We start from the raw sequence: 22991 nt of genomic DNA, 5'->3' as shown, positions 1-22991 counted from the left end.
CCGGCCGGGGCGCCGTGCGGCCGCCCTCGCGTGCGGGTTCGCCCTGCTGGGCGGCGGGTTCGGCGCGATAATGGCGGCGGCCACCCACGTGACCGTCCGGCCGGGGCCTCAGTGGCGGGCGGCTTGCAGCGGACCGCGCTGACCGTCGGGCCCGCCGTCGGCGTGGCCGGGGCCGACCGCGCTGCTGGGCGCGGGGACCGGGCCGGCACCGCCCGTGCCGGCGACCGTGGCCGTGTGTGCGCCGGCGCCGGCCCGCGCGCTGCCCGGCGTCGCGCCTGTCCCCGGATCTCCCGGGCAAGCCGGTCCCCTCGGGTGGTCCTGCGCGACGATGAGAAGCGGGCGCGCCCCCGGAGGAAGACCGCCGGGCCGCGCCCCGGACGGCGACGCGAGCGGAGGAGAGAGTGATGGCACGGCTGCGACAGGACATCGGACCGGAGGAAGCGGGTCTGGACGCCGCGGCCCTGGAGCGCCTCGACCGGCACTTCGCCCGCCACGTCGACGAGGGACGCCTGCCCGGCTGTCTGCTGGCCGTGGCCCGCGGCGGCCGTGTCGCCCACCTGACCACGTACGGACTGCGGGACGTGGCGGCCGGGCTGCCGGTCGAGCCGGACACGCTGTGGCGGATCTACTCGATGACCAAACCCGTCACCGCGGTCGCGGTACTGCTGCTGGCCCAGGACGGCCGGCTGTCCCTGGACGACCCCCTGGACCGTCATCTGCCCGCGTTCGCCGCCCCCCGGGTGTACGAGGGCGGGGCGGGTGCCGGCGTGCGCACCAGGCCGGCCGCCGGACCCGTCCTGATCCGGCATCTGCTCACCCACACCGCCGGCCTGACCTTCGGCTTCTACCACCGCCACCCCGTGGACGCCCTCTACCGGGAGGCGGGGCTGGAGTACTCGGTGCCGCCCGGCGCCGGGCTCGCCGAGACCGTCGAGCTGTACGCGCGGATGCCGCTCCAGGCCGACCCGGGCACCGAGTGGAACTACTCGGTCGCCTCCAATGTGCTGGGCCGGGTGATCGAGGTCGTCTCCGGGCAGCCGCTGGACGCATTCTTCCGTGACCGCATCCTCGGCCCGCTCGGCATGACCGACACCGGCTTCCACGTCACGCCGGAACAGGCCGGCCGGCTGGCCGAGTTGTACGGCGAGACGGACGACGGCGGCATCGAGCCGGTGCCGGGACTGCCGGTGCGCGGCCGGCCCCGGTTCCTGTCCGGCAGCGGCGGCCTGGTCTCCAGCGCCCACGACTTCCACCGGTTCATGGAGATGCTGCGCCGGGGCGGCGAACTGGACGGCGTACGGCTGCTGTCGCCGCAGTGGGTGGCCCTGATGACCCGCAACCACCTGCCGGGCGGCGCGACCATCCGCTCCTGCGGCGCCCCGGTCCACCGGGAACCGGGCAACGACGGCCTCGGGTTCGGCTTCAACGTCTCCGTGGTCGTCGACCCCGCCCGCACCCCGGTCCCCTCACACCTGGGCACCTACGGCTGGACCGGCGTGGCCACCACCGCGTTCTGGGTCGACCCGGCTCACGACCTGACGGTGCAGTTCATGAGCCAGGTACGCCCGAAGACGCTGAAGGTCTTCCCCGAGCTGCGGCGGCTGGTGCACGAGGCGCTGGCGGACTGACCGCCGGCGGCCCGGCGAGCCCGAGCCGGCGGCGGGTGTCCCGTTCCGGGGGGCGGCACCCTGCCCGGGTGTCACGAACCGTGGGCGACGGCGTCCAGATGCGGCAGATGGTGGTCCATCCGCTCCCGCTTGGTCCGCAGATAGGTGATGTTGCTCTCGCACGGCTCGATCAGCAGCGGCACCTGCTCGGCCACCTGGATGCCGTGCCGCACCAAGGCCTCCCGCTTGCGCGGGTTGTTGGACATCAGCCGCACCGAGCGCACCCCGAGGTCGCGCAGGATCTCCGCGGCGACGCCGTAGTCCCGGGCGTCGACGGGCAGGCCCAGCGCGAGGTTCGCCTCCACCGTGTCCAGGCCCTCCGCCTGGAGGGCCATCGCCCGCAGCTTGGCGAGCAGACCGATGCCGCGGCCCTCGTGCCCCCTCAAGTAGACGACGATGCCGCTGCCTTCGGCGACCACGGCGCGCAGTGCGGCCTCCAGCTGATCACCGCACTCGCAGTGCCGGGATCCGAACGCGTCCCCGGTCAGGCACTCCGAGTGCAGCCGCACCAGCACCCTGTCGGTGCCGATCTCACCGTGCACCAGGGCCACTTGCTCGTCACCACGGTCGTGGTCCAGGTAGCCGATCGCCTGGAATTGCCCGTACACCGTGGGCAGCGGCGCATTCACGACGCGCTCCGCACCCGACCGCGGCGGGGACTTCTTGCCGAGTACGCCGATGTTGACGCCGGTGTTTTCTGTCATGATCTGATTCCTATGCAGAGACGAAAGGCCGTGGACGAGATGAGTGGTTCGGGCGCCCGCGCAGCGGCATACGAAGTGGCGAGCGGCGTGATGCCGACGGACACCACGGAGGACGTACGGGCGCGGGGGGCGGACGCGTCAGCACAGGTCGCGGTCCTTCCGGTCGGGAGCTTCGAACAGCACGGCGCGTTCCTGCCGCTGGCGACCGACACGCTCGTCGCCTGCGCCGTGGCGCGGGAGATCGCCGCCGCGTACCCGGTGCATCTCCTTCCGCCGGTGACGATCTCCTGCTCGCACGAGCACGCGGCCTGGCCGGGAACCGTCAGCATCTCCGCCGTGACCCTCCACGCGGTGATCACCGACATCGCGGCGTCGCTGCGCCGCTCCGGCGTCGGCGCGCTCGTCGTGGTCAACGGACACGGCGGCAACTACGTGCTCGGCAACGTCGTCCAGGAGGCCTCCGCGCGGGGCGAACGGATGGCGCTGTTCCCCGCCGGCGAGGACTGGGAGGACGCGCGGCAACAGGCCGGGGTGGTCACCTCGCTGCTCACCGACATGCACGCGGGAGAGATCGAGACATCGATTCTGCTGCACGCTCACCCCGAATTCGTCCGCCCTGGTAACGAGTCGGCCGATTTCACCGCCGACGACCGCCGTCATCTGCTCACCGTGGGAATGTCCGCCTATACCGAATCGGGTGTCATCGGCCGCCCCTCCCTGGGTTCGGCGGAAAAGGGAAAGGAACTCCTGGCGAGCCTCACGGAATCCTTCGCACCGTATTTCGCGCTGCTCACCGCGGCCACGGGACAGGAGTAGTCGGGCGCGGGAGCCTGCCGGCCGGGACCCGTGGGGGTGGCCCCGGCCGGCAGGTGTCCGGTGCCCGGCGCGGGGTCGGGCTCCCGCGCGGCGGCCGGGCCGCGCAGACCCTCGTACCAGCGCAGGACGAGTACGGCGGCGCCCGGCAGACTCGCGACGAAGCTCAGTACGCCGTAGACGACGGCGACCGCGACCCCGGTGTCCGCGCCGAGGCCCGCCGCGCCGAACGCCCACGCGGTGACCCCCTCGCGGGGGCCGAATCCGCCGACGTTCACCGGCAGGCCCATGGCCAGCAGGGCGAGCACCGCGAGCGGCAGCAGCACCGCCACGGGGGCGGCCGAGCCGCCGACCCGGGCCGCCACGACGAACATCAGCAGATGCCCGGCGAGGACGGCCGCGGAGGACAGCGCGACCCCCGGCCCGCTCTGCCGGGACGCCAGGCCACGGCGGGCCTCGCCGAGCACACGGCGCAGCGCCCCGCCCCGGCCGGCCGGCGCCCGGTTCATCCGGAGGGCGACGACGACGGCGGCCGCCCCCGCCACGGCCGGCACCATGAGCGGGGCGAAGGCGCGGGCCTCGGCGCGCACCGGGGACGGGAGGGTCAGCAGCACCACCGCGGCGGTCACGGCCATCGCGATCTGCCCCGCGACCCGCTCCAGGACGACCGCTTTCACGCCGCGCCGCACGTCCCCCGCGCTCCGCCCGTGCCGGACCGCCCGGTGCACATCGCCCAGGATGCCGCCGGGCAGCGCCGCGTTCAGGAACAGCGCGCGGTAGTAGTCGGCGACGGCGGCACCGAGCGGCAGCCGCAACCGCAACCCCCGCGCGACCAGTTGCCAGCGCCAGGCGCTGAACACCGTGGTGACCACGCCGATGCCCAGCGCGGCCAGCACCGTCACCGCGTCGATCCGCCGCAGTCCGTCCACCAGCACACCGGTACCGAGCCGCCACAGTAGGACACCGAGGATGACCGCGCCGGCGCAGGTCCCGGCCTGGCTCCGCAGAAGGCGCGCGACGGGGCGCCGGGGCGCGGGGGGTTGTGCGGGGACGGGTGCCGGGGTGCCGCCGGACCCGGTGGTGGGGACGGGTGCCGGGGCGGTGCCGGGCGTGCCCGCGGCAGGCACCCCGGTGAAGCGTGCGGGCGGGGGTGCCGGGACCGGGTCGGGCGTGCCCGCGGCAGGCACCCCGACAGAGGGGGCCGGGGCAGGTGGCGCCGGGCGTGGGCGTGGCGGGTGTGTGCCCGCGGGGGGTGCTTCGGCCACGTGGGGGCGGGCCGGGGCCGTGGATGTCGTACGGGCGCGGGTGCCGGCGCCCGCCACGGGGGCCGGCCGCGCGTTCATGCGGGGCCGCCCGTCGGCCGGGGCAGGGCCAGCAGGTCGGTGTGGTGGACGGTGACCCGCAGCTCACCGGCCTCGCAGGCGGCGAGCCGGGCGTCCAGGTAGCGCTCGGCGCGGTCCCGCAGCTCCGGCCGCTGCTCGACGGCCGCGCCCACCCAGCCGCGCAGCCACTGCCCGGTCAGCGCGGCCTCCCCGGGGCCGAGCCGCCACGGGCTCGGGTGCACCCGGACCGTCGCCCCGCGCGCGGCGAACGCCTCGCCGGCCACGGTGACCGCGTCCGGGCCGAGCAGCCCGCCGCGCCGCTGGTGGGCGTTGAACGCGTCCGCGATCCCGGTGTCCAGCGGGTCGGCCGGGGTGAGTTCGACGCGGCCGGCGACGGAGAGGGTGAGCAGGGCCGGGCAGCCGGCGCCGGCGCAGGCGTCGGCCAGGTTCTCGATCTCCTCCCGGGTGAGGACGTCGAGCAACGCGGAGGCCGTCACCAGCGAGGCTCCGGACAGCGCGTCCGGGGTGAGCCGGGCCACGTCACCGCGCCGGGTCTCGACCGTGACGCCGCTGCCGTCGGCGGCGGAGCGCGGAGAGGCTACGGCGGCGAAGTGCAGCAGGTAGGGGTCGCGGTCGTGCAGGATCCAGTGCTGGGCGCCGTCGAGGCGGGGCGCGAGCCAGCGGCCCATCGAGCCGGTGCCGCAGCCCAGGTCGTGCACGGCGAGTCCGCCCGCGGTGACCGGCCCCTCGGCCAGCCGGATCCGCAGCGGGTCGAGCAGGTCGGCCGCGCGGGCCGCCGCGTCGGCGGGCTCCCGCAGCTGGAGCCACTCGGGCGCGTACCGCGGGCCGTCCTCCGGGTCGCCGTCGCGCAGCCGTACGGTGGCGCGCTCACCGGCCCGGACGACGGGCCCGGCCCCGGCGATGACCGCGCCCCGGGCCGCCTCGGCCCCCTTGTCACCTGCACCGGTGTCGGTGTCCGGGCGGGTCATGGCGTCGTCCTCGGTGCTTCGGGGAGTCGCTGGAGGACTCCGGCCAGGCTGCGGGCGGTGGTGGCCCAGCCGTCGAGCGCGGCGCGGCGGCTTCGCGCGGCGGCCTTGAGGCGGCGGCGTACGTCGGGTTCGCCGAACCAGCCGCGGAGTTCGGCGGCGAGCGCCGCCGGGTTCTCGGGCGGGACGAGGATGCCGGGCACTGAGCCGTCGGGGGCGCGGCCGACGGCCTCGGGCAGGCCGCCGACATCGGTGGCGAGGACCGGGATGCCGCGGGCGAGGGCCTCGGTGACCGCCATGCCGTACGTCTCGGCGTAGGAGGTGAGGACCATCAGGTCGGCGGCGGCGTAGGAGGCGTCGAGGGCGGCGCCGGAGCGCGGGCCGGTCAGGTGCAGGCGGTCGCCGAGGCCGTGCCGGGCGATCAGCCTGCGCAGGCGGGCCACGTATTCGGGGTCGCTGCCGAGGCCGCCGACGCACTCGCAGGTCCACGGCAGGTCCCGTACCGCCGCGAGCGCCTCCACCAGGCGGTGCTGGCCCTTGCGCGGGGTCACGGCGGCCACGCACAGCAGCCGGGAGACGCCGTCGGTGCCGGGGGCGAGGGGCGCGATGTCGGCGCCGGGCGCGGCGACGTGCACCCGGCCGGGGGCGAGTCCGTGATGGGAGACGAGCCGGCGGACCGCCCAGTCGCTGGTGGCGATCACCGCGGGCACCGCCCGCAGCACCGTCCGCTCGCGGGTGTCCAGGCCGGCGGCGACGGCCGGGTCCAGGCCGGTCTCGTCACCGAGCGGCAGATGGACGAGGACGGCGAGCCGCAGGCGTCCGGCCTCGGGCAGGACGGTCTCCGGGACGCCGCAGGCGACGAGGCCGTCGAGCAGGACGACGGCGTCGTCCGGCAGGTCCCGCAGGGTGCGGGCGAGCCGGTCGCGGGCGGCGCCGTCCGGGTGGGGCCAGGGGCCGGGGACGGGGTGCCGGGTGACCTGCCAGCCGAAGCCGGGCAGGTCCAGGCAGACCCGGCGGTCGTAGGCGTTGCCGCCGCTGGGCGCGGCCGGGTCGTCGACGCCGCCCGGCATCACGAAGTGCACGGTGCGCAGGGACATGGGGATGATTCCGGCGTTCTCGGCGGGGGTGTGCTGCGCGGGGACGTACGTCAGGCGGGCCGGCCGCACGGTCAGGCCGGTCACAGGTCACGCTCGTAACTCGCCCAGGCGACGTGCGACTCGTGCAGGGTGACGGTGATGCCGTGCAGGCCCCGGGCGCCCTCGCCGAGGGCGCCCCGGTGGACGCGGTCGGCGAGCCGGTCGGCGATGACCTTGGCGAGGAACTCGGTGGAGGTGTTGACGCCGGCGAAGTCGGGTTCGTCGTCGAGGTTGCGGTAGTTCAGTTCGGCGACGACGGCGCCCAGTTCCTGCGTGGCCAGGCCGATGTCGACGACGATGTTGTCCTCGTCCAGCTGTTCGCGGCGGAACGTCGCGTCGACGAGGAACGTGGCGCCGTGCAGTCGCTGCGCGGGTCCGAACACTTCGCCGCGGAAGCTGTGGGCGATCATGATGTGATCGCGGACGGTGATGCTGAACAACGGACGACCCTCCAGGTGCGGCGCGTCTGGTCCCCCGCCCTTGCCCGCCGGGGGATGTGGTGTAGTACGGCTCCTCGCTTCCCCGTGTTCAGCCGTGACTCACTCTTTTCTCAGGTCAGGCCGGTGTCGGTGTACCGGATCCGGTGGCACAGGGCCGGGATCGAGCCGGAGGCCAGTCGCGGCAGCACGGACGGCAGTTCCTCGAAGGCGCTCTCCCCGGTGACGAGCGCGTCCAGCGCCGGGTCGGCGAGCAGGTCCAGGGCGAGCGCCATCCGGTCGGCGTAGGTGCGGCCCGCCCGGGCGGCCGGGGAGACGGTGCCGACCTGGCTGCTGCGCACGGTGAGCCGGCGGGAGTGGAAGGCCTCGCCGAGCGGCAGGGCCACGCTCCGGTCGCCGTACCAGCTCAGCTCCACGACGGTGCCCTCCGGGGCGAGGAGTTGGAGGGCCCGGGCGAGGCCCGCCCCGGTGGCGCTGGCGTGCACGACGAGGTCGCAGTCGCCGAGGGCGTCGGCGGGCGCGGCGAAGTCCACGCCGAGTGCCCGGGCGGTCTTCGCGCGGCCGGGGTCGGCGTCGACGAGCTGGAGGCGGATACCCGGGAAGCGGGCGAGCAGCGCGGTCACCGCGCAGCCGACCATGCCGCCGCCGATCACCGCGATCCGGTCGCCGATGAGCGGTGCCGCGTCCCACAGGGCGTTCACGGCGGTCTCGACGGTGCCGGCGAGCACGGCCCGTTCGGCGGGTACCCGGTCGGGTACCACGGTGACCGCGCTCACCGGAACGACGTAACGGCTCTGGTGCGGATAGAGACAGAAGACGGTGCGCCCGGTCAGGTCGGCCGGTCCCTCCTCCACGACGCCGACGTTGAGGTAGCCGTACTTCACCGGGCCCGGGAAGTCGCCCTCCTGGAACGGTGCCCGCATCGCGGCGTGCTGGCTCGCGGGCACTCCGCCGCGGAAGACGAGCGTCTCCGTGCCCCGGCTGATCCCGGAGTACAGCGTGCGCACCAGGACCTCGCCGTCGGCGGGTCCGGTGAGGGTGACGTCACGCAGTTCTCCCTGGCCTGGCGAGCGGAGCCAGAAAGCGCGGGCCGACCGGTTCATCGGCATCCTCCTGAACGATCGGGAAGTTGTTCACGTACCGAGATGTGCACAGGCCGCGCAGAGTACGCGGCGTTGATCGACTCTGTCACTCGGCCGGAGGATGTGCGGTGGCCCTGAACAACACGTATGACGCGAGGCTCCAGCAGGAGACCGCTGTGGGAGCGGGCGTGCAGATCCTGCTGCTGGCCCTGCTCGGCTCGGCGATCGGCATGGGGCCGGCCGGCTGGCTGACGGGGCTGGCCTTCGCGTTCGCCACCTGGGCGGTCCTCTCCCGCGCCCTGCACCGCTCCCGGCTCAGCTCCTTCGGGCCCGCCAACCGGGTCACACTCGGCCGGACGACCCTGGTCGGCGGGGTGACGGCGCTGGTCGCGGACTCCTTCGAGAGCGCGCCGCCGGTGACCCTGATGGCCGCCCTGACCGCCGTGGCGCTGCTGCTGGACGGCGTGGACGGCAAGGTGGCCCGCCGCACCGGCACGTCCTCCGCGCTGGGCGCGCGCTTCGACATGGAGGTCGACGCGTTCCTCATCCTGGTGCTGAGCGTGTACGTGTCCACGCGCCTCGGCCCGTGGGTGCTGCTGATCGGCGGCATGCGCTACGCGTTCGTCGCCGCGGCCCGGCTGGCCCCCTGGCTGAACGCCCCCCTGCCCCCGTCCTTCGCCCGCAAGACGGTGGCGGCGCTCCAGGGGATCTGCTTGCTGGTGGCGGGCGCGCAACTGCTGCCGCCTCCGGCGAACCTCGCGGTCGTGCTGCTGGCCCTGGGGTCGCTGGTGTGGTCCTTCGGGCGGGACGTGGTGTGGCTGTGGCGGAACGCGCGGACGGTCACCGAGGAAGCGGTGACCGACCGGGCGGTGGCCGAGCCGATGGTGCTGGAGCTGGCGACGCGCTGAGGGCGCACGGAGGCTCCCGGCCCGCTCTCGGACCGCTTCCCCGTGCGCCGACGGACGTTCACACGCCGGTCGACAGAGTCAGCCCTGCTGGGTGTACCGGTAGTCGTAGTAGTCCTCGCCGCCCACCAGGACCGAGGTGACGTACCTCGGCAGGCCGTCGGCGTCCCGTTCGACCTCCTGCGAGGTCTGCCGGGTGAAACCGAGCGACACCCCGGGGATCACGGGGTACTCCGGCTGCGAGGTGTCGACCGTCCAGCCCCGGGCGGCGGCACGCCGGAAGAGGTCCTCGGCGGGGGTGGTGAACACCTCGTCCCCGTCGAGCAGGACGCGCGTGCCGGACGTGCGGCCCTCACCGGGCCACCACAGCTCGATCGCCGTGACGTGGCCGCCGCCCTCGGCCAGGGCCTGTACGCCGACGTGGTCGAGGGTCCAGGACGCCTTCGCCGAATTCCGGCTGGGGCGGCGCAGCACGCGGGGCTCCCCCCAGTCGGGCACCGCGGCGAGTGCCTCGTCGAGCGTCATGCCCAGCAGGATCGGCGCGACTCCGCGCGGCGGGTCGAGTACCAGATCCATCGCCAACCCCTCGGTCCGTACCGGCTCGTCATTTCAGGATGTCGTAGTTTATCGTCCAGCCCTTCTTCTCCAGCATGGCCTGGAACTTCCTGTTGTTCTTCAGGCTGTCGACCATGTCCTTGATGTGCGTGTCGTACTTGTCGCCGTACAGCTCACGGATCTCGTCGATGTCCATCTTCATGGCCTCGTCCCAGCGCCCGGCGTCGATGAACTGCCGCTGTTTCGCGCGCCACGCATCGCTCTCCCTGCTGGAACCCGTGCTCGTCAGCTCCCGGTGGTCCGCGGCGTCCATACGGATCGCGGGGCCCATGCCGGCGCCGCCCCCGTTCCTGTTCGTCCGGAACCCGGGCATGTCGAGGTGGGAGTACGACGCCTTCGCGGGGATGTGGTTGATCTCCTGGTCGACGGGATTGACGCGGTTCTTGTCGTCGTCCAGGAGGTTCGCGGGCTGGAGTCCGCTGTACCAGCCGCCGTTCTCCGTGCACCCCTTGGCTATGAGGCCCTCGGGGTCCATCCGGGTGTGCGGGTTCGTGACGTACGCGACCGGGTTGGGCGCCGGGCCGAGGCCGAGCGGGTCGGGGCTGGCGTAGCGCGCGGTGTCCGGGTCGTAGTGGCGCTGGTAGTTGTAGTAGAAGCCGGTCTCCGCGTCGTCGTACTGTCCGGGCAGGCGCAGCGGTGTGTACGCCGTCGCGTCCCGGTTCCAGCTCGTGGCGCCCCAGACGGTGGACCGGCCGCGCCAGGCGATCACGCCCCGCTCGTCGACGAGTTCGCTGGGTGCGCCCACCAGGTCGGTGACGATCGCGAAGAAGCGTGCGTCGACCTCGTCCCGCGGCTCCTGCCCGGGGCCGATGCGGCGTTCGAGCTGGGTCAGCGGCCGGTGGCCCTCGTAGTCCCAGGTGGTGGTGATGTGGTGGGCCGTGTCCGTCTGCTCGGCCAGCCGGGTGCCGTCCCAGGTGAAGTGGACGGAGTGCACGACGGTGCGCCCGTCGTCGGCCAGGCGGTGCTTGGCCGTGCGCCGCCCCAGCGGGTCGTACGCGTACGTCCACCGGGTGCCGTCCGGGGTGACGCAGGCGACGAGGCGGTTCTCCTCGTCCCAGGTGTAGCGCCAGGTGTCCGGCTTCCTCGAGAGCCGCGTCTTCTGACGCAGGGTGGTGCGGCCCGCGGCGTCGTACGCGTAGCGGACCCGCCCGGCGGTCAGGACCCTGGTGCCCTCGTAGGTGCGCTCACCGCGGCCCTCCGTGCGCGCGGCCCGGTCGGGCCACTCGGCACTGATCTCGTTGCCGGCGCTGTCGTACGCGTACGCCTCCGACCAGTTCTCGGCCGTGACGCGCAGGGGGCGGCCGACCGGGTCGAGGCCGAAGCCGCGGCTCGTGCCGCTCAGTTCGTCGGATATTCGCTCCAGGCAGCCGTCGGCCCGGTAGCCGTACGCCCTGGCGCGCAGGGTCCGGCCGCCGGCGGTCAGCAGCTGCGAGGTCAGTCGGCCCCTCTCGTTCCACCCCGAGGTGAGGGTGACCGGTGCCTCGGCGGTTCCGAAGCTGCGGGTCAGCTCCTTGCCCCACGCGTCATGGGTGAAGGTCAGGGTGTGGCCGTCGGCGAGCAGCGCCGTGCGGTTGCCCACCTCGTCATAGGCCGATCGTGCCACGGCGCCGGTGGGCGTGGTGCGGGTGGTGCGGCGTCCGGCGGCGTCGTAGCCGAACCGGGTGGTGCGCCCGTCGACGGTCTCGGCGACGACCCGGCCGACCACGTCACGCTCCAGCGTCAGTGTGGAGGTGGGTGAGGTCAGCGAGCTGACGCGGCCGGCCGCGTCGTACGTGCAGTGGGTGCGCCGGCCTGCCACGTCCTTCGCGGTGACGCGGCCCATCACGTCGTACTCGCTGGTGATCCGGGTGCCGAGCGGTGTCGTGCGCGCGACGGGCCGGCCCACCGGGTCGTACTCGTACGTGACCGTGCGTGCGTCGAAGTCGGACTCGGACGTCAGGTTGCCGGCCGGGTCGTAGGTGTAACTCCACTTCAGACCCTGCGGGTTGAGGACCTCGGTGAGGCGCAGCTCGGTGTCGTACGCGAACGAGTACCGGGCGCCGTCCGCGCCGGTGCGGGCGGCGAGCCGGTCGAAGTGCGTGTACTCGAAGCGGGTGACGGCGCCGGTGGGTCCGGTGTGCGACGTGCAGTTGCCCTCCGCGTCCCAGGTCCAGCGTTCCTCCGCGCCGTCCGGTGCGACGCGCCGGGCGAGCCACCCTTGGGGAAGCCACTCCAGGGAGGTGGTCGCGCCGCCGGGGGCGGTGGCGCGGACGAGCCGGCCGAAGGCGTCGCGCTCCACGGACGCGGTGTGGCCGAGGGCGTCGGTGCGGGAGAGCACGAGACCTGCCGCGTCGCAGGTGAGGCGCTCGGTCGCGCCGGTCGGATCGGTCAGGCTGCGCAGCGCGCCGCGCGCGTCGTAGGAGAAGTGCGTCTCGGTGCCGTCCGGCGCCGTGATCCGTATGCGGTTGCCGCGCTCGTCGAAGGCCTGGCGCCAGGTCGTGCCGTCGGCCCCGGTGACCTCTTCCGGCAGGTTGAGGCCGTTGTAGCGGGTGGTCGACTCCGTGCCGTCCGGGTACCGGATCCCCGTCAGATTGCCCCGCTCGTCCCAGGTGAAGCGGGCGGTGTTGCCGAGCTGGTCGGTGCGCTCCAGCAGGTTGTCGTGGCGGTCCCACACGAAGTGGACGGTGTGGCCGAGCGGGTCGGTCTCGGCGACGGTCTGGCCGAGGGCGTTGAGCCGGGTGACGGTGACGGCACCGGTCGAGTCGGTGAACCGGGTGACGCGCTCGGCGGTGTCGTACGCGAAGCGTGAGGAGAGCGCGCCGTCCGGACCGGACGTCTCCACGACCCGGCCCGCCGCGTCGTACACATAGGCGTAGGTGTGGCCGTTGCGGTCGGTCCACGACGTCACCCGGTGCTGGTCGTCGTAGCTGAAGCGCAGCGCGACGGTGTCGGAGAAGGAGGTGACCGCGCTCAGGTCACCGTCCTCGTAGCCGAAGGAGGCGACCGGGACCGGGCCGTCGGCGGTGCGCAGCCTGAGGGCCACGACGCGCCCGCTCCTCCGGTCACAGGTCACCCGCACGTCGTAGCCGCCGTCGTGGACGACGGCCGCGGGCAGGCCCTCGTCGTCACGGACGATCTGTACGGCGTTGCCGTTGCGGTCCTCGATCTCGCTGAGCCAGTACAGACCACCGGAGGTGTAGGGGCTGCCGACGAACCGGCGCTGGTGACCGGAGTACGGGTCGGTGGTGGCGTAGGTGACCTCGCCGAGCGCGTTCCGGTCGACGTACGTGAGCGGAACGCGCTCGCCCTCGACCGGATCGACCGGATCGTCCGGGAAGGCCGGCACCCGGGGGTAGACGAGGAGCGAGCCGTCCTCGCGTGCCCAGACCGCGCCGCTGCCCGTCAGCTCCAGGCGCTCGTCCAGCGTCGAGGCCCAGCTCGGTCCGAAGCAGTGGCCGTAGCGGTAACCGGAGATGTGGGTGCGCCGCAGCACCAGCGGCAGGACGCCCGGCAGGCCCAGGTCTGTCTGGGACAGCACCATCTCGCCGCTCGCGACGTCGACCGGGTCGGTCTTGCACCGGCGCCGGGTCAGGGCGACGCTCTTCTCGCGCGACTTGGCCAGGGCGTCCTTCAGCGATCCGGGCAGGCGCTTGCCCGTGCCGTCCGGGCGGGTGTGTCCGCCGTCGCCGCCGCCCCGCTTGTGGCCGTTGACGGCGTCGAGCCTGTCGCGGACGTCCAGGTCGATGCCCTTGTGCAGGCGGGAGGTGGCCTTCACCCGGTCGGGGACTGTTTCCGTGAGGTGGTGGGAGATCTTCTTCAGGGCCTTCTCCGAGCCCGTGATCGCACCGTGCAGCACACTGTCGAAGACCCGCGTGAAGGGGTCGCGGCCCTTGCTCCGGCCGAACGCCCCCTTGACCCGTCCCAGGGGTGAGGACGCGGCGGTGTGCAGCTCACCGCCGTGCCGGGAGACCTTGCCGGCGCCGTCCTCGAACTCGAGGTGGTCGATCCTGGTGACCCTTCCGCCGCCGGAGGCGCCGGAGGACACGGGCGCACCGGCCGAGGCGAGCTGCATCCCGCCGTGCCCACCGCCCCCGTGCCCGTCTCCGCCGTCGGCGGGCGGCATGGAGAAGGCGCCTTCCGCGAGGTCGAGGACCATGTCCTCGACCATCGCCTCCAGTTTGGCGTTGACCGGCTCGGTCACCTTGGCGATCACCTCGTCGACGATCCGGTCCACGGCCTCGTCGAGGATCCGCTTGACCGCCTGCCGCATCGCGGTGATCTCGGCCGCGCCGAGCACCGCCGACAGGCCGCCGGTCACCCAGGCGAGCCCGATGGACAGCCCCACCGACCCGGCCATGACGGCCAGTTCGGCCTCCGCCTTGGTCTTCATCCAGAAGATGATCTCGGCGAGCACGTCACAGGCGTCCGCGAAGAGCCGTGCGAGTTCCGGGAGTTTCTCCAGGTGGCTCGCCTTGATCTTGTTCCAGTGCGCCTCCATCGCGTCGACGGCCCAGCCCTCGGAGGAGGACAGGATCCGGGAGAACGCCGCGTGTGCGTCCCCGCCGTGGCCCTCGAACGTGTCCGCGAACTCCCGCATGGCGTCCGCCATGTGGCGGTAATCGTCCTCATCCACGTTCGGGAAGTTGATCCCGATGAAGTCGAGTACCTCGTCGAGCCAGTTGGGCAGTGTGTAGCCCATCCCCCGTTGCCTCCATGCCTGCCGGCGCCGTCGCGTCGGCCCCGATCGATCAGATGATCAGCCTAACCAGCATCCGGCAGGAGGGAGCCGGAGGGACCGGCCACGGACGCCCGGCACGCGGGACGGCCCGGTCACCCCTTCTGCTCCACCTTCACCCAGTCCACCTCCGCCCGCACTCCCCCGGCCGCGATCCTGTCGACGCTCGACTGGGGCAGGCCCCAGTAGGGGGTGGTGGTCTTGTTCCAGCCGGCCGGGTAGGCGCCGCCGAGGGCGAGGTTGAGGATGACGTACTGGTTGTGGTCGTAGACCCACTGGCCCCGGGTGGACTCCAGCTTGTTGCGGGTCGTCTCCTGGACCTGGCGGTCGTCCACGAAGAAGCGCAGCGCCGTCGGGGTCCATTCGACGGCGTAGGTGTGCCACTGGTCGGCGGTGCCGCCGTCGGGGTAGGTCTGGCGGGCGCCGATGTTGCCGTCGGCGGAGTAGCCGGGGCCGTGCAGGGCGGTGCTGGTCCAGTCGGGGTAGCCGATGTTCTCCATGATGTCGGTCTCGCCGGAGGCCGGCCAGGAGACGGACGGGTCGTCCACGTTGCTGCCGAGCAGCCAGAACGCGGGCCAGAAGCCGTCGCCGACGGGCAGTTTCATGCGGGCGCTGACCCTGCCGTAGGTGAAGTCGGCGTGGGTGTGGGTGTCGATGCGGCCCGAGGTGAAGTCGTAGGTGCCGCCGCCCGCGCGGGTGCAGCCCTTGCAGTACTTCGCCTTGAGGATCAGGCTGCCGTTCTGGGTGAGGACGTTGTCCGTGGAGTCGGCGTACGCCTGCGACTCGCCGTTGACCGGGCCCATCTCGGTGCCGGTGCGGACCACCCGCCACTTCGAGCGGTCGAGGCTCGCGGTGGTGAAGTCGTCGAAGAACGTGGTGCGGTACGTGCCCGGCTGGTCGGCGGGAAGGGCGGGGTAGGCCGCCGCGGCGCTGCCGCCCGTGCCCCAGACCTGGAACTCGTAGAGGGAGTAGCCGAACTGGGCAGTCGCGGGGGCGGGGTTGTAGAAGGAGCGGCGTTCCTTGCCGAGCATGCGGACGTAGCGGCCGGTGGCCGGGGAGGGCAGTCTCACCGTGTCGTGCAGGCCCGCCGCGTCACCGGGGGCCTTGACGTCGGCGCGGCGGGCGGCGATGTCGGCCGGGGACGGTTCGTACACCGTGCGCCAGGTGCGGTTGTCGTCGGACACCTGCACGAGGTAGTCGACGGCGTAGGCCGACTCCCAGTACAGGTCCACCGTGTCGATGGTGGACTGCGCGCCGAGGTCAACCGAGACCCAGCGGTCCTGGTTCCAGTCGCTCGACCAGCGGCTCGAGTCCCCCTTGAGATCGGCGGGCCAGCCGCCGTCTGTGAGGAACGCCGGTGAGTGGCCCGCGTCCTGGTAGAAGTTGGCGTAGGCGGGGTGGTTGAGGGCGAGGTTGGCGCGGGCCGTCGACGCGGGGGCCGGCTCGCCGCCGTAGACCTTGAAGCTCCACAGCGAGTAGCCGTACGGCGTGGCGCGTTCGAGGCCGCGCAGGCGGACGTAGCGGCCGGTGACCTCCTGCGGGTGGGTGTACGTGGTGACGGAGCCGCCGGTGCCGGCGGTCTCGGTGTAGAAGGGGGTCCAGTCGGTGCCGTTCCCGGACACCTCCAGGACGTAGCGCTTGCCGTAGGCGGCTTCCCAGTCCAGGCTCACCCGGTCGATGCGGAGGGTGGAGCCGAGGTCGAGGCGGATCCAGGCGTCGTCGGCGAAGTTGCTGGACCAGCGGGTGGCGCTGTTGCCGTCGAAGGCGAGGCCGGGCCCGGTGCCGGCGTTCTCGCTGCCGGAGGCGGTGACGGCGGCCGGGTTCACGGCGTAGGCGCCGGCCGCGCGGTCGGTGTCCCAGGCGACGGCGGCGGCGTGGGCGGGGGTGGCCAGCAGGGGGCCGGTGGCCAGCAGGGCCGCGGTGGTCAGCGTGGCGAGCAGGGTGCGCGGGATACGGGATGGCATGCGGCTCTCCTCGGGGGATGGATGATTGGCGCGTGCATGACAGTCCAGGGTTCGTCCGGGGCGGTGCGGGGGTCCTGCGGGGTGTGGACCGGTGGGCGCGGGTTCCCGTACCCGCGCCCACCGGCCGTCCGGGCCGGGCTCAGGCGGCCCGGCGTGCCCGGCCGCGGTGGACGCGGACGATGTCCGCGTACCGGTGTCCGCTGCCCTTGATGGTGCGCACCTGGGTGCGGTAGTCGACGTGGACCAGGCCGAACCGCTTGGCGTAGCCGTACGCCCACTCGAAGTTGTCCAGCAGCGACCAGGCGAAGTAGCCGGCCAGCGGGGCCCCCTTGCGGGCCGCCGAGGCGCAGGCGGCGAGGTGCCGCTCCAGGTACTCCTGGCGCTCGACATCGTCCACGGTGCCGTCCGGGCGGACCACGTCCGGGTAGGCCGAGCCGTTCTCGGTGACGTAGATCTTCCGGGCGCCGTACTCCTCGGTGAGGCGCAGCAGCAGCGTCTCGATGCCGCTCGCGTCGATCTCCCAGTCCATGCCGGTGCGCGGCACGTCCGGGCGGCGCACGGAACGGGCGTGGGGGGCGGGGCCGTCGGGGTCGTCGGCGACGTAGGCGGGGAAGTAGTAGTTCAGGCCGAGCCAGTCCAGCGGGGCCGCGATGGTCTCCAGGTCCCCTTCCCGCAGCGGGAGTTCGACGCCGTAGGTCTCGACCATGTCGGCCGGGAAGCCGCGGCCGTGCACCGGGTCCAGCCACCAGCGGTTGACGTGGCCGTCGTGGCGGCGCGCCGCCTCCCGGTCCTCGGGCCGGCCGGTGGCCGGGTGCACGGTGGAGAGGTTGTTGACGATGCCGACCTGGGCGCCGGGCGCGGCGGCGCGGATCGCCTGGGTGGCGAGGCCGTGGCCCAGGAGCAGGTGGCAGGAGGCCCGCACGGCGGCGGTGAGGTCGGTCCAGCCGGGGGCCATCGTGCCTTCCAGGTGACCGATCCAGGCCGAGCAGGACGGCTCGTTGAGGGTCGCCCAGAGCGTGACGCGGTCGCCGAGGCGGGCGGCGACGGCGGAGGCGTACTCGGCGAAGGCGAGGGCGGTGTCGCGCTCGGGCCAGCCGCCGCGGTCCTGGAGCGTCTGCGGCAGGTCCCAGTGGTAGAGGGTGACCGACGGGGTGATGCCCGCCTCCAGCAGGGCGTCCACCAGCCGGTCGTAGAAGGCGAGGCCCTTGGCGTTCACCTCGCCGGTGCCGCCGGGGATCACCCGCGGCCAGGCGACGGACATCCGGTAGGCGTTGACGCCGAGCCGGCCCATCAGGCCGATGTCCTCGCGCCAGCGGTGGTAGTGGTCGCAGGCGGTGTCGCCGTTGTCGCCGCCCGCGATCTTCCCGGGGGTGTGCGAGAAGGTGTCCCAGATCGACGGGGATCTGCCGTCCTCGGCGACGGCCCCCTCGATCTGGTACGCCGCTGTGGCGGTACCCCACAGGAAGTCGTGCGGGAGGGCGGCGAGGTCGATGCGTTCGGACACGGGAGTCCCTTCGGGAAGCGGGGTGCGGGTCACTTGACGGCGCCCGCCGTCAGCCCGGCGACGAGATAGCGCTGCAACAGCAGGAACCCGGCGACCACGGGCACGCTGACGACCAGCGAGGCGGCCATGATCTGGTTCCAGTAGACGTCGTTGAGGGTGGAGTAGCCCTGGAGGCCGACGGCGAGGGTGCGGGTGGTGTCGTTGGTCATGACGGACGCGAAGAGGACCTCTCCCCACGCGGTCATGAAGGCGTAGACGGCGACCGCGACGATGCCGGGGACCGCGGCCGGTACGACGATCCTGAGCAGGGCGCCGAGCGGGCCGCAGCCGTCCACGAGCGCCGCTTCGTCCAGGTCGCGCGGCACCGAGTCGAGGTAGCCGATCAGCATCCAGATGGAGAACGGCAGGGAGAAGGTGAGGTACGTCAGGATCAGCCCGCCGCGGGAGCCGAACAGGGCGATGCCGGTGGCGTTGCCGATGTTGACGTAGAGCAGGAACAGCGGCAGCAGGAAGAGGATGCCCGGGAACATCTGCGTCGACAGCACGGTGACCGTGAAGACGCGCTTGCCGCGGAAGTCGTAGCGGCTGACGGCGTAGGCCGCGAACACCGCGATGACGACCGAGCACAGGGTCGCGGCGCCCGCCACGATCAGCGAGTTCACGAAGTACCGGGCGAGCGGGACAGTCGACCAGATGTCGATGTACGGCCGGACGGTCAGCCCGCTGGGCAGCCAGCGGAACTTGCCGGTGACGTCCGCGAGGGGCTTCAGCGAGCTGGAGACCATCACGTACACCGGGACGGCCACGAAACCGGCGAGCAGGGTGAGGAAGATCCGCCGGGCCCAGACGAACGAACGGGGTTCCGCCATCGGTGAGTTCGGGCTAGACATCGGCGGTCCTCCGTCCGCGCGAGGTGAGCAGCAGGTACCCGCCCGTCACGACGAGCAGGAACAGCAGCAGCAGGACGGACATGGCCGAGCCGGTGCCGAAGTTCCAGGTGACGAAGGAGGCTTGGTAGATGTGGACCGAGATCAGGTCGGCGGACTCCGGGGCGGACCTGCCGAACAGCACGTACGGCGTGTTGAAGTCGTTGAACGTCCACAGGAACAGCACCAGCACCAGCACCTGGTTGACCGGGCGCAGCGACGGCAGGGTGATGCGGCGGATCTGCTGCCAGACGCCCGCGCCGTCGAGGGCGGCGGCCTCGTACAGCTCGCCGGGGATGTTCTGGAGGCCGGCCGTCACGATGAGGAAGGCGAACGGCCAGCCCTTCCACACGGACACGGTCAGCAGGGCGTAGAAGCTGTTGTCGCCGATCAGCCAGAAGGACGGCTTGTCGGTGACGTGCAGCTGGTCGTGCAGGACGTGGTTCACCAGGCCGTTGTCGTGCTGGAACATGAACACCCAGGTGATGACGGCCGCGTAGACGGGCAGCGCGTACGGCACCAGGAACAGGGCGCGCAGCAGGCCGCGGCCCCGGAAGGCGCCCTGCATGAAGACCGCGGCGGCGGTGCCGGTCAGCCAGCACAGCCCGACCGATGCCAGGGTGAAGCCGACGGTCACGAGGAACGAGTGCAGCAGGGCCTCGCCGACGGGGGCGTCGAAGTCCACCGACATGCGGTAGTTGCCGAGGCCGGACCAGGGGGCGCTGCCCCAGTCACGGATGTAGAACTGGGTGAGTTCCTTGAAGCTCATCACGATGCCGATGACCATCGGCACCAGGTGGACGAGGAGTTCGAGGACCAGGGCGGGCAGGAGGAGCAGGTACGGCAGTGAGACGCGGCGGACCCGCCCGGTGCGGCGCGGGGCGCGCGCCGCACCGGGGGAGACCGGCCGCACCGGTTCCTTGCGGGCGGTGGTGGTCGTGGTCATCGCGTTCAGGCCGCCGGCATCTGCTGCTGGGCCTTCTCCAGCTTGGCCCGGACCGAGTCGGTGGTGACCGCGCGTCCGGCGGCGGCATCGGCGAACAGGTCCTTCACGGCCGTACCGACCGCCGTCTCGAACTGCGACTCGGACGCGACCTGCGGCAGCGCGGCGGCGCTGGTGGCGAGGGTCTGCTTGAGCACGGCGGTGGCCGGGGCGTCGAACGCCGGGTCGGCCTGGGCGCTCTTGACCGGCGGGATGGTGGTGTAGGCCTTGTTGAGGATCTTCTGCTCGGCGTCGCCGGTCATGAACTTCACGAACTTCGTGGCGCCGTCGAGGTTGTGGCTGTTCTTGAAGACGGCGATGTTGATGCCGGCGACCATCGAGTTGGTCTGGGCGCCGGTGCCGGGGGCGCCGGACCGCACGGGCACGGGGGCGACGCCGTAGGCGTCCTCGCTCATGCCCTGGCTCTTGAGGTTGGCGGCGGCGGTCTGCCACAGCAGCATGGCCTGCTTGCCCTTGGCGAAGTCGCTGACGGACTGGTTCTGCGCGTACTCCGCGTCACCGGTGGGGATGATCTTGTCCTTGGCCATCAGGTCGACGTACTGCTTGACCGCGTCGACCACCTTGGTGCCGGTGAAGTCGGGCTTGCCCTCGGGGGTGAAGAAGTCGGCGCCGTGCTGCTTGGCGAAGACGAAGACGTGGTGGATGTTCTCCGACAGGTTGGCGCCCTCGGCGCCGAGCGCGGACTTGCCACTGGCCTCGATCTTCTTGCCGTCGGCGATCAGTTCGTCCCAGGTGGCCGGGGGCTTGGTGATGCCGGCGTCGGCGAAGATCCGCTTGTTGTAGTAGAGCGCGTACGCCATCGAGTACAGCGGTACCGCGGCCGGGTCCTTGCCCTGGACGCCCGTGGAGCCGAGCGCGGAGTCCACGAAGCGGTCCCTGCCGCCGATCTTCGAGAAGTTCCCCTCGTCCCACGGCAGCAGCGCGCCCGTGGCCTGGAGGGAGGCGCTCCAGGTGTTGCCGATGTTGAGCACGTCCGGGCCCTGGCCCGAGGTGGTCGCGGTCAGGATCCGGTTGAGCAGGTCGGACCAGGGCACGACCTCCAGCTTCACCTTGATGCCGGACTGCTTCTGGAACTTGTCGAGTTCGGGCTGGAGGACCTTCTGGTCGATCGCGATGCTGGCGCCCTGGTTGGTGGCCCAGTAGGTGAGCGTCTTCGGCGAGTCGCCGGAGCCCCCGCCGCTGGACGAACCGCCCCCGCAGGCCGTGGCCGCGAGGGCGAAAGACATGGTGACGGCGCCTACGGCCGCGGCTCGGATGCTGCGCATGGCTCCTGGTGTCCCTTTCCGGGAGTCGAACCCATGGGCGGCTCGCGGCGATCGGCACCCCGTCCGGCACCCCGAGCCCCTCATGGCTTAATTTAGGACGTGAGTTAAACCTCATGAGAAACGCTCGTCAAGGGATGCGGCAGCGACGGCCGCCCCCGCGGGCCCGAAAATGATGCGAAACAGGGAGGCCAGGTGGCGGGACGGCGAGGCCGTACGGTGCGTGACCTGCGGCGGGAGAGCCGCAGCGCCGTTCTGCAACGGTTGTATTTCGACGGGCCCATGAGCCGGTACGCGCTGGGACCGGCGACCGGGCTCAGTTCGGGATCCGTCAGCAACGTCGTGGCCGAGCTGCTGGCCGACGGCCTGCTGGAGGAGGCGGGCGTGGTCGGCGCGGACGCGGGCCGGCCACGCCGGCTGCTGCGCGTACGGCCGGACAGCGGACGGCTGATCGGGGTCGACGTCGGAGAAACCCGGGTCCGGGTCGAGCTGTTCGACCTGGGCCTCACCGAACTGGCGCGCGCGGAGCGCCCCTTGGGGCCACGCGGTTACGACGTCGACGCCGTCGTCGACCACGTCCGTCAAGGGATCACCGAGGTGCTGCGGGCGGCCGAGGGCGCCCCCGGCGAGCTGCTCGGCATCGGCATCGGCGTCCCCGGCATCATCGAGGACACCGGGGAGGACGGCGCGGTCGTCCACGGGCAGACCATCGGCTGGGACGCGGTCCCCTTGGAGCGGCTGCTCCGGCTGACCGACCAACTCCCCGCGCAGGTACCCTGCTTCATCGACAACGGCGCCAAGACGCTGGGGCAGGCCGAGATGTGGTTCGGCGCGGGGCGCGGTGCCCGCAACGCCGTGGTGGTGCTCTTCGGTTCCGGGGTCGGCGCCTGCGTGGTCACCGAGGACGCGGAACAGGGCCGGGCGGTGGAGTGGGGGCACCTGACACTACGGGTCGGCGGGCGCCGGTGCCGGTGCGGGGCACGGGGCTGCCTGGAGGCGTACGCGGGCGCGGAGGCGCTGGTGGCGCGCTGGCGGGAGGCCGGCGGGCGGCCGTCGGCCGGGGCCGGCGAGGAGCGGGCGCTGACCGAACTGCTGGCCGCGGCCCGCCCGGACGACGGGGCGGAGCCCGACCCGGTGGCGGCGGCGGTGCTCGACGAGACCGCCCGGTACCTCGGTGCGGGCCTGTCCGATCTCATCAACCTCTTCCAGCCCGAACGGGTCCTCGTCGGCGGCTGGGCGGGCCTCCAGCTCGGCCCCGCCTTCCTGGAGGAGGTCCGCGCCCACGCCCTCGCCCAGGCCCTGCGCTTCCCCGCGGGCCGCACCCGCATCGAACTGGGCCACCTCGGCCCGGACGCGGTCACCGTGGGCGCGGCGGTCCTCCCCCTGGCCGCGTTCCTCACCCGCGGCGGACACCGGCCCAGCCCCGCCGTGCACCGGGCGGCGCCACCGCCGTGGCGGGCGAGCTTGGAGAGCCGGTTGGTGTAGGGCGTGGTGGGGGTGTGGTGGTGGGGGTGGTGGGGGGCCGGGCCGGGGCCGACGGGTTCGCCACCCGGGGTGGAGGCCGGGTCCGGCGGGTTCGCCACCGCTCCCACCCCCGCCGACCGGCCCCACCCGGCCGACCGGCCCCACCCGTCGCAGGACGGCGACGAGAGACGGGGGCGGTGGAGACCGGGACCAGAAGGTGCGCCACCCGCTCCCACCCCAGCCCTGGCGACCCGGTTCCGCGCGTCGCAGGACGCGGTGGGGGCAGGGGCGCGATGGGGACCGGGGCCAGAAGGTCTGCCACCCCCTCCCCCCAGCCGGCCGTTCGCCCTCGGCCACCCCGCTCCCCCTCCTCGCCGGGACTACACGCTGTGTGCAGCGGCCCGGCCGTGGCGCACGACGACCCCCGTCCGCCGGGCTGTCCTGCCCCTGATCCGCTCGCCCCGCGCGGTCCGCGCCCGGCACACCA

At 72.9% G+C, this 22991-nt stretch carries 16 protein-coding genes and 1 pseudogene; 4 read left to right on the top strand and 13 right to left on the bottom strand.

Annotated elements, in window-relative coordinates; genetic code table 11:
* Nucleotides 1–404: 404 nt before the first annotated feature.
* The gene (locus ABZ117_RS31695; protein ID WP_356825776.1) at nucleotides 405–1628 is read left to right on the top strand and encodes a serine hydrolase domain-containing protein; all 1224 of its coding nucleotides are present in this window, start codon (nucleotides 405–407) and stop codon (nucleotides 1626–1628) included.
* A gap of 71 nt (nucleotides 1629–1699) precedes the next feature.
* Here the strand turns inward: ABZ117_RS31695 and ribA are convergent, their stop codons facing one another.
* Entirely contained in the window at nucleotides 1700–2371 is a 672-nt protein-coding gene (gene ribA, locus ABZ117_RS31690) for a GTP cyclohydrolase II (RefSeq protein WP_356825774.1), read from the bottom strand.
* Nucleotides 2372–2410: 39 nt separating this feature from the next.
* Between ribA and ABZ117_RS31685 the strand changes: the two genes are divergently transcribed.
* Nucleotides 2411–3187, top strand: coding sequence for a creatininase family protein (locus tag ABZ117_RS31685; protein WP_356825792.1), 777 nt, complete (start codon nucleotides 2411–2413; stop codon nucleotides 3185–3187).
* A gap of 152 nt (nucleotides 3188–3339) precedes the next feature.
* Here ABZ117_RS31685 and ABZ117_RS31680 read toward each other — a convergent pair.
* The 5 genes and pseudogenes from ABZ117_RS31680 to ABZ117_RS31660 form a co-directional block, all read right to left on the bottom strand.
* Nucleotides 3340–4527: pseudogene (locus tag ABZ117_RS31680) on the bottom strand (lysylphosphatidylglycerol synthase transmembrane domain-containing protein); the annotation flags it as partial.
* Entirely contained in the window at nucleotides 4524–5495 is a 972-nt protein-coding gene (locus ABZ117_RS31675; protein ID WP_356825772.1) for a class I SAM-dependent methyltransferase, read from the bottom strand. The gene ABZ117_RS31675 and the pseudogene ABZ117_RS31680, both read right to left, overlap by 4 nt.
* Nucleotides 5492–6673 (bottom strand): glycosyltransferase family 4 protein, encoded by a 1182-nt coding sequence (locus ABZ117_RS31670; RefSeq protein ID WP_356825770.1) that lies wholly within the window; start codon nucleotides 6671–6673, stop codon nucleotides 5492–5494. The genes ABZ117_RS31675 and ABZ117_RS31670 overlap by 4 nt, the downstream gene beginning before the upstream one ends.
* Entirely contained in the window at nucleotides 6670–7068 is a 399-nt protein-coding gene (locus ABZ117_RS31665; RefSeq protein WP_356825768.1) for a 6-carboxytetrahydropterin synthase, read from the bottom strand. The genes ABZ117_RS31670 and ABZ117_RS31665 overlap by 4 nt, the downstream gene beginning before the upstream one ends.
* A gap of 110 nt (nucleotides 7069–7178) precedes the next feature.
* Complete coding sequence (locus ABZ117_RS31660; RefSeq protein ID WP_356825766.1) at nucleotides 7179–8168, bottom strand: zinc-binding alcohol dehydrogenase; 990 nt, start codon at nucleotides 8166–8168, stop codon at nucleotides 7179–7181.
* Nucleotides 8169–8275: 107 nt separating this feature from the next.
* Between ABZ117_RS31660 and ABZ117_RS31655 the strand changes: the two genes are divergently transcribed.
* Nucleotides 8276–9055 (top strand): CDP-alcohol phosphatidyltransferase family protein, encoded by a 780-nt coding sequence (locus tag ABZ117_RS31655; RefSeq protein WP_356825764.1) that lies wholly within the window; start codon nucleotides 8276–8278, stop codon nucleotides 9053–9055.
* Between the two features lie 78 nt (nucleotides 9056–9133).
* Here the strand turns inward: ABZ117_RS31655 and ABZ117_RS31650 are convergent, their stop codons facing one another.
* From ABZ117_RS31650 to ABZ117_RS31620, 7 genes are all read right to left on the bottom strand, one after another.
* Entirely contained in the window at nucleotides 9134–9628 is a 495-nt protein-coding gene (locus ABZ117_RS31650; RefSeq protein ID WP_356825762.1) for a hypothetical protein, read from the bottom strand.
* Nucleotides 9629–9656: 28 nt separating this feature from the next.
* Nucleotides 9657–14345 carry a DUF6531 domain-containing protein gene (locus ABZ117_RS31645; RefSeq protein WP_356825760.1) on the bottom strand — a complete coding sequence of 1563 codons (4689 nt, stop codon included), beginning with the start codon at nucleotides 14343–14345 and terminating at the stop codon, nucleotides 9657–9659.
* Nucleotides 14346–14476: 131 nt separating this feature from the next.
* Complete coding sequence (locus ABZ117_RS31640) at nucleotides 14477–16345, bottom strand: discoidin domain-containing protein (RefSeq protein ID WP_356825758.1); 1869 nt, start codon at nucleotides 16343–16345, stop codon at nucleotides 14477–14479.
* Between the two features lie 139 nt (nucleotides 16346–16484).
* Complete coding sequence (locus tag ABZ117_RS31635) at nucleotides 16485–17849, bottom strand: GH1 family beta-glucosidase (RefSeq protein WP_356825756.1); 1365 nt, start codon at nucleotides 17847–17849, stop codon at nucleotides 16485–16487.
* Nucleotides 17850–17878: 29 nt separating this feature from the next.
* The gene (locus tag ABZ117_RS31630) at nucleotides 17879–18718 is read right to left on the bottom strand and encodes a carbohydrate ABC transporter permease (RefSeq protein ID WP_356825790.1); all 840 of its coding nucleotides are present in this window, start codon (nucleotides 18716–18718) and stop codon (nucleotides 17879–17881) included.
* 13 nt (nucleotides 18719–18731) lie between these two features.
* Nucleotides 18732–19721, bottom strand: a complete 990-nt coding sequence (locus ABZ117_RS31625) for a sugar ABC transporter permease (protein ID WP_356825754.1) — start codon at nucleotides 19719–19721, stop codon at nucleotides 18732–18734.
* Nucleotides 19722–19726: 5 nt separating this feature from the next.
* Nucleotides 19727–21043 (bottom strand): sugar ABC transporter substrate-binding protein, encoded by a 1317-nt coding sequence (locus ABZ117_RS31620; protein WP_356825752.1) that lies wholly within the window; start codon nucleotides 21041–21043, stop codon nucleotides 19727–19729.
* Between the two features lie 192 nt (nucleotides 21044–21235).
* Between ABZ117_RS31620 and ABZ117_RS31615 the strand changes: the two genes are divergently transcribed.
* Nucleotides 21236–22525: an ROK family protein gene (locus tag ABZ117_RS31615; RefSeq protein ID WP_356825750.1), complete on the top strand. Its 1290-nt coding sequence runs from the start codon at nucleotides 21236–21238 to the stop codon at nucleotides 22523–22525.
* Nucleotides 22526–22991: the final 466 nt, after the last annotated feature.

Origin of the sequence: Streptomyces sp. NPDC006309 (assembly GCF_040613095.1) — a bacterium.
Taxonomy (GTDB): domain Bacteria; phylum Actinomycetota; class Actinomycetes; order Streptomycetales; family Streptomycetaceae; genus Streptomyces.
Note: the sequence above shows the minus strand (reverse complement) of the source record. Positions and strands in the feature narration are given on the sequence as shown.

Coding starts and splice junctions, on each gene's coding strand:
- ABZ117_RS31695 (WP_356825776.1), top strand. CDS start 405: ATGGCACGGCTGCGACAGGACATCGGACCGGAGGAAGCGGGTCTGGAC.
- ribA (WP_356825774.1), bottom strand. CDS start 2,371: ATGACAGAAAACACCGGCGTCAACATCGGCGTACTCGGCAAGAAGTCC.
- ABZ117_RS31685 (WP_356825792.1), top strand. CDS start 2,411: ATGAGTGGTTCGGGCGCCCGCGCAGCGGCATACGAAGTGGCGAGCGGC.
- ABZ117_RS31675 (WP_356825772.1), bottom strand. CDS start 5,495: ATGACCCGCCCGGACACCGACACCGGTGCAGGTGACAAGGGGGCCGAG.
- ABZ117_RS31660 (WP_356825766.1), bottom strand. CDS start 8,168: ATGAACCGGTCGGCCCGCGCTTTCTGGCTCCGCTCGCCAGGCCAGGGA.
- ABZ117_RS31650 (WP_356825762.1), bottom strand. CDS start 9,628: ATGGATCTGGTACTCGACCCGCCGCGCGGAGTCGCGCCGATCCTGCTG.
- ABZ117_RS31645 (WP_356825760.1), bottom strand. CDS start 14,345: ATGGGCTACACACTGCCCAACTGGCTCGACGAGGTACTCGACTTCATC.
- ABZ117_RS31640 (WP_356825758.1), bottom strand. CDS start 16,345: ATGCCATCCCGTATCCCGCGCACCCTGCTCGCCACGCTGACCACCGCG.
- ABZ117_RS31630 (WP_356825790.1), bottom strand. CDS start 18,718: ATGGCGGAACCCCGTTCGTTCGTCTGGGCCCGGCGGATCTTCCTCACC.
- ABZ117_RS31625 (WP_356825754.1), bottom strand. CDS start 19,721: ATGACCACGACCACCACCGCCCGCAAGGAACCGGTGCGGCCGGTCTCC.
- ABZ117_RS31620 (WP_356825752.1), bottom strand. CDS start 21,043: ATGCGCAGCATCCGAGCCGCGGCCGTAGGCGCCGTCACCATGTCTTTC.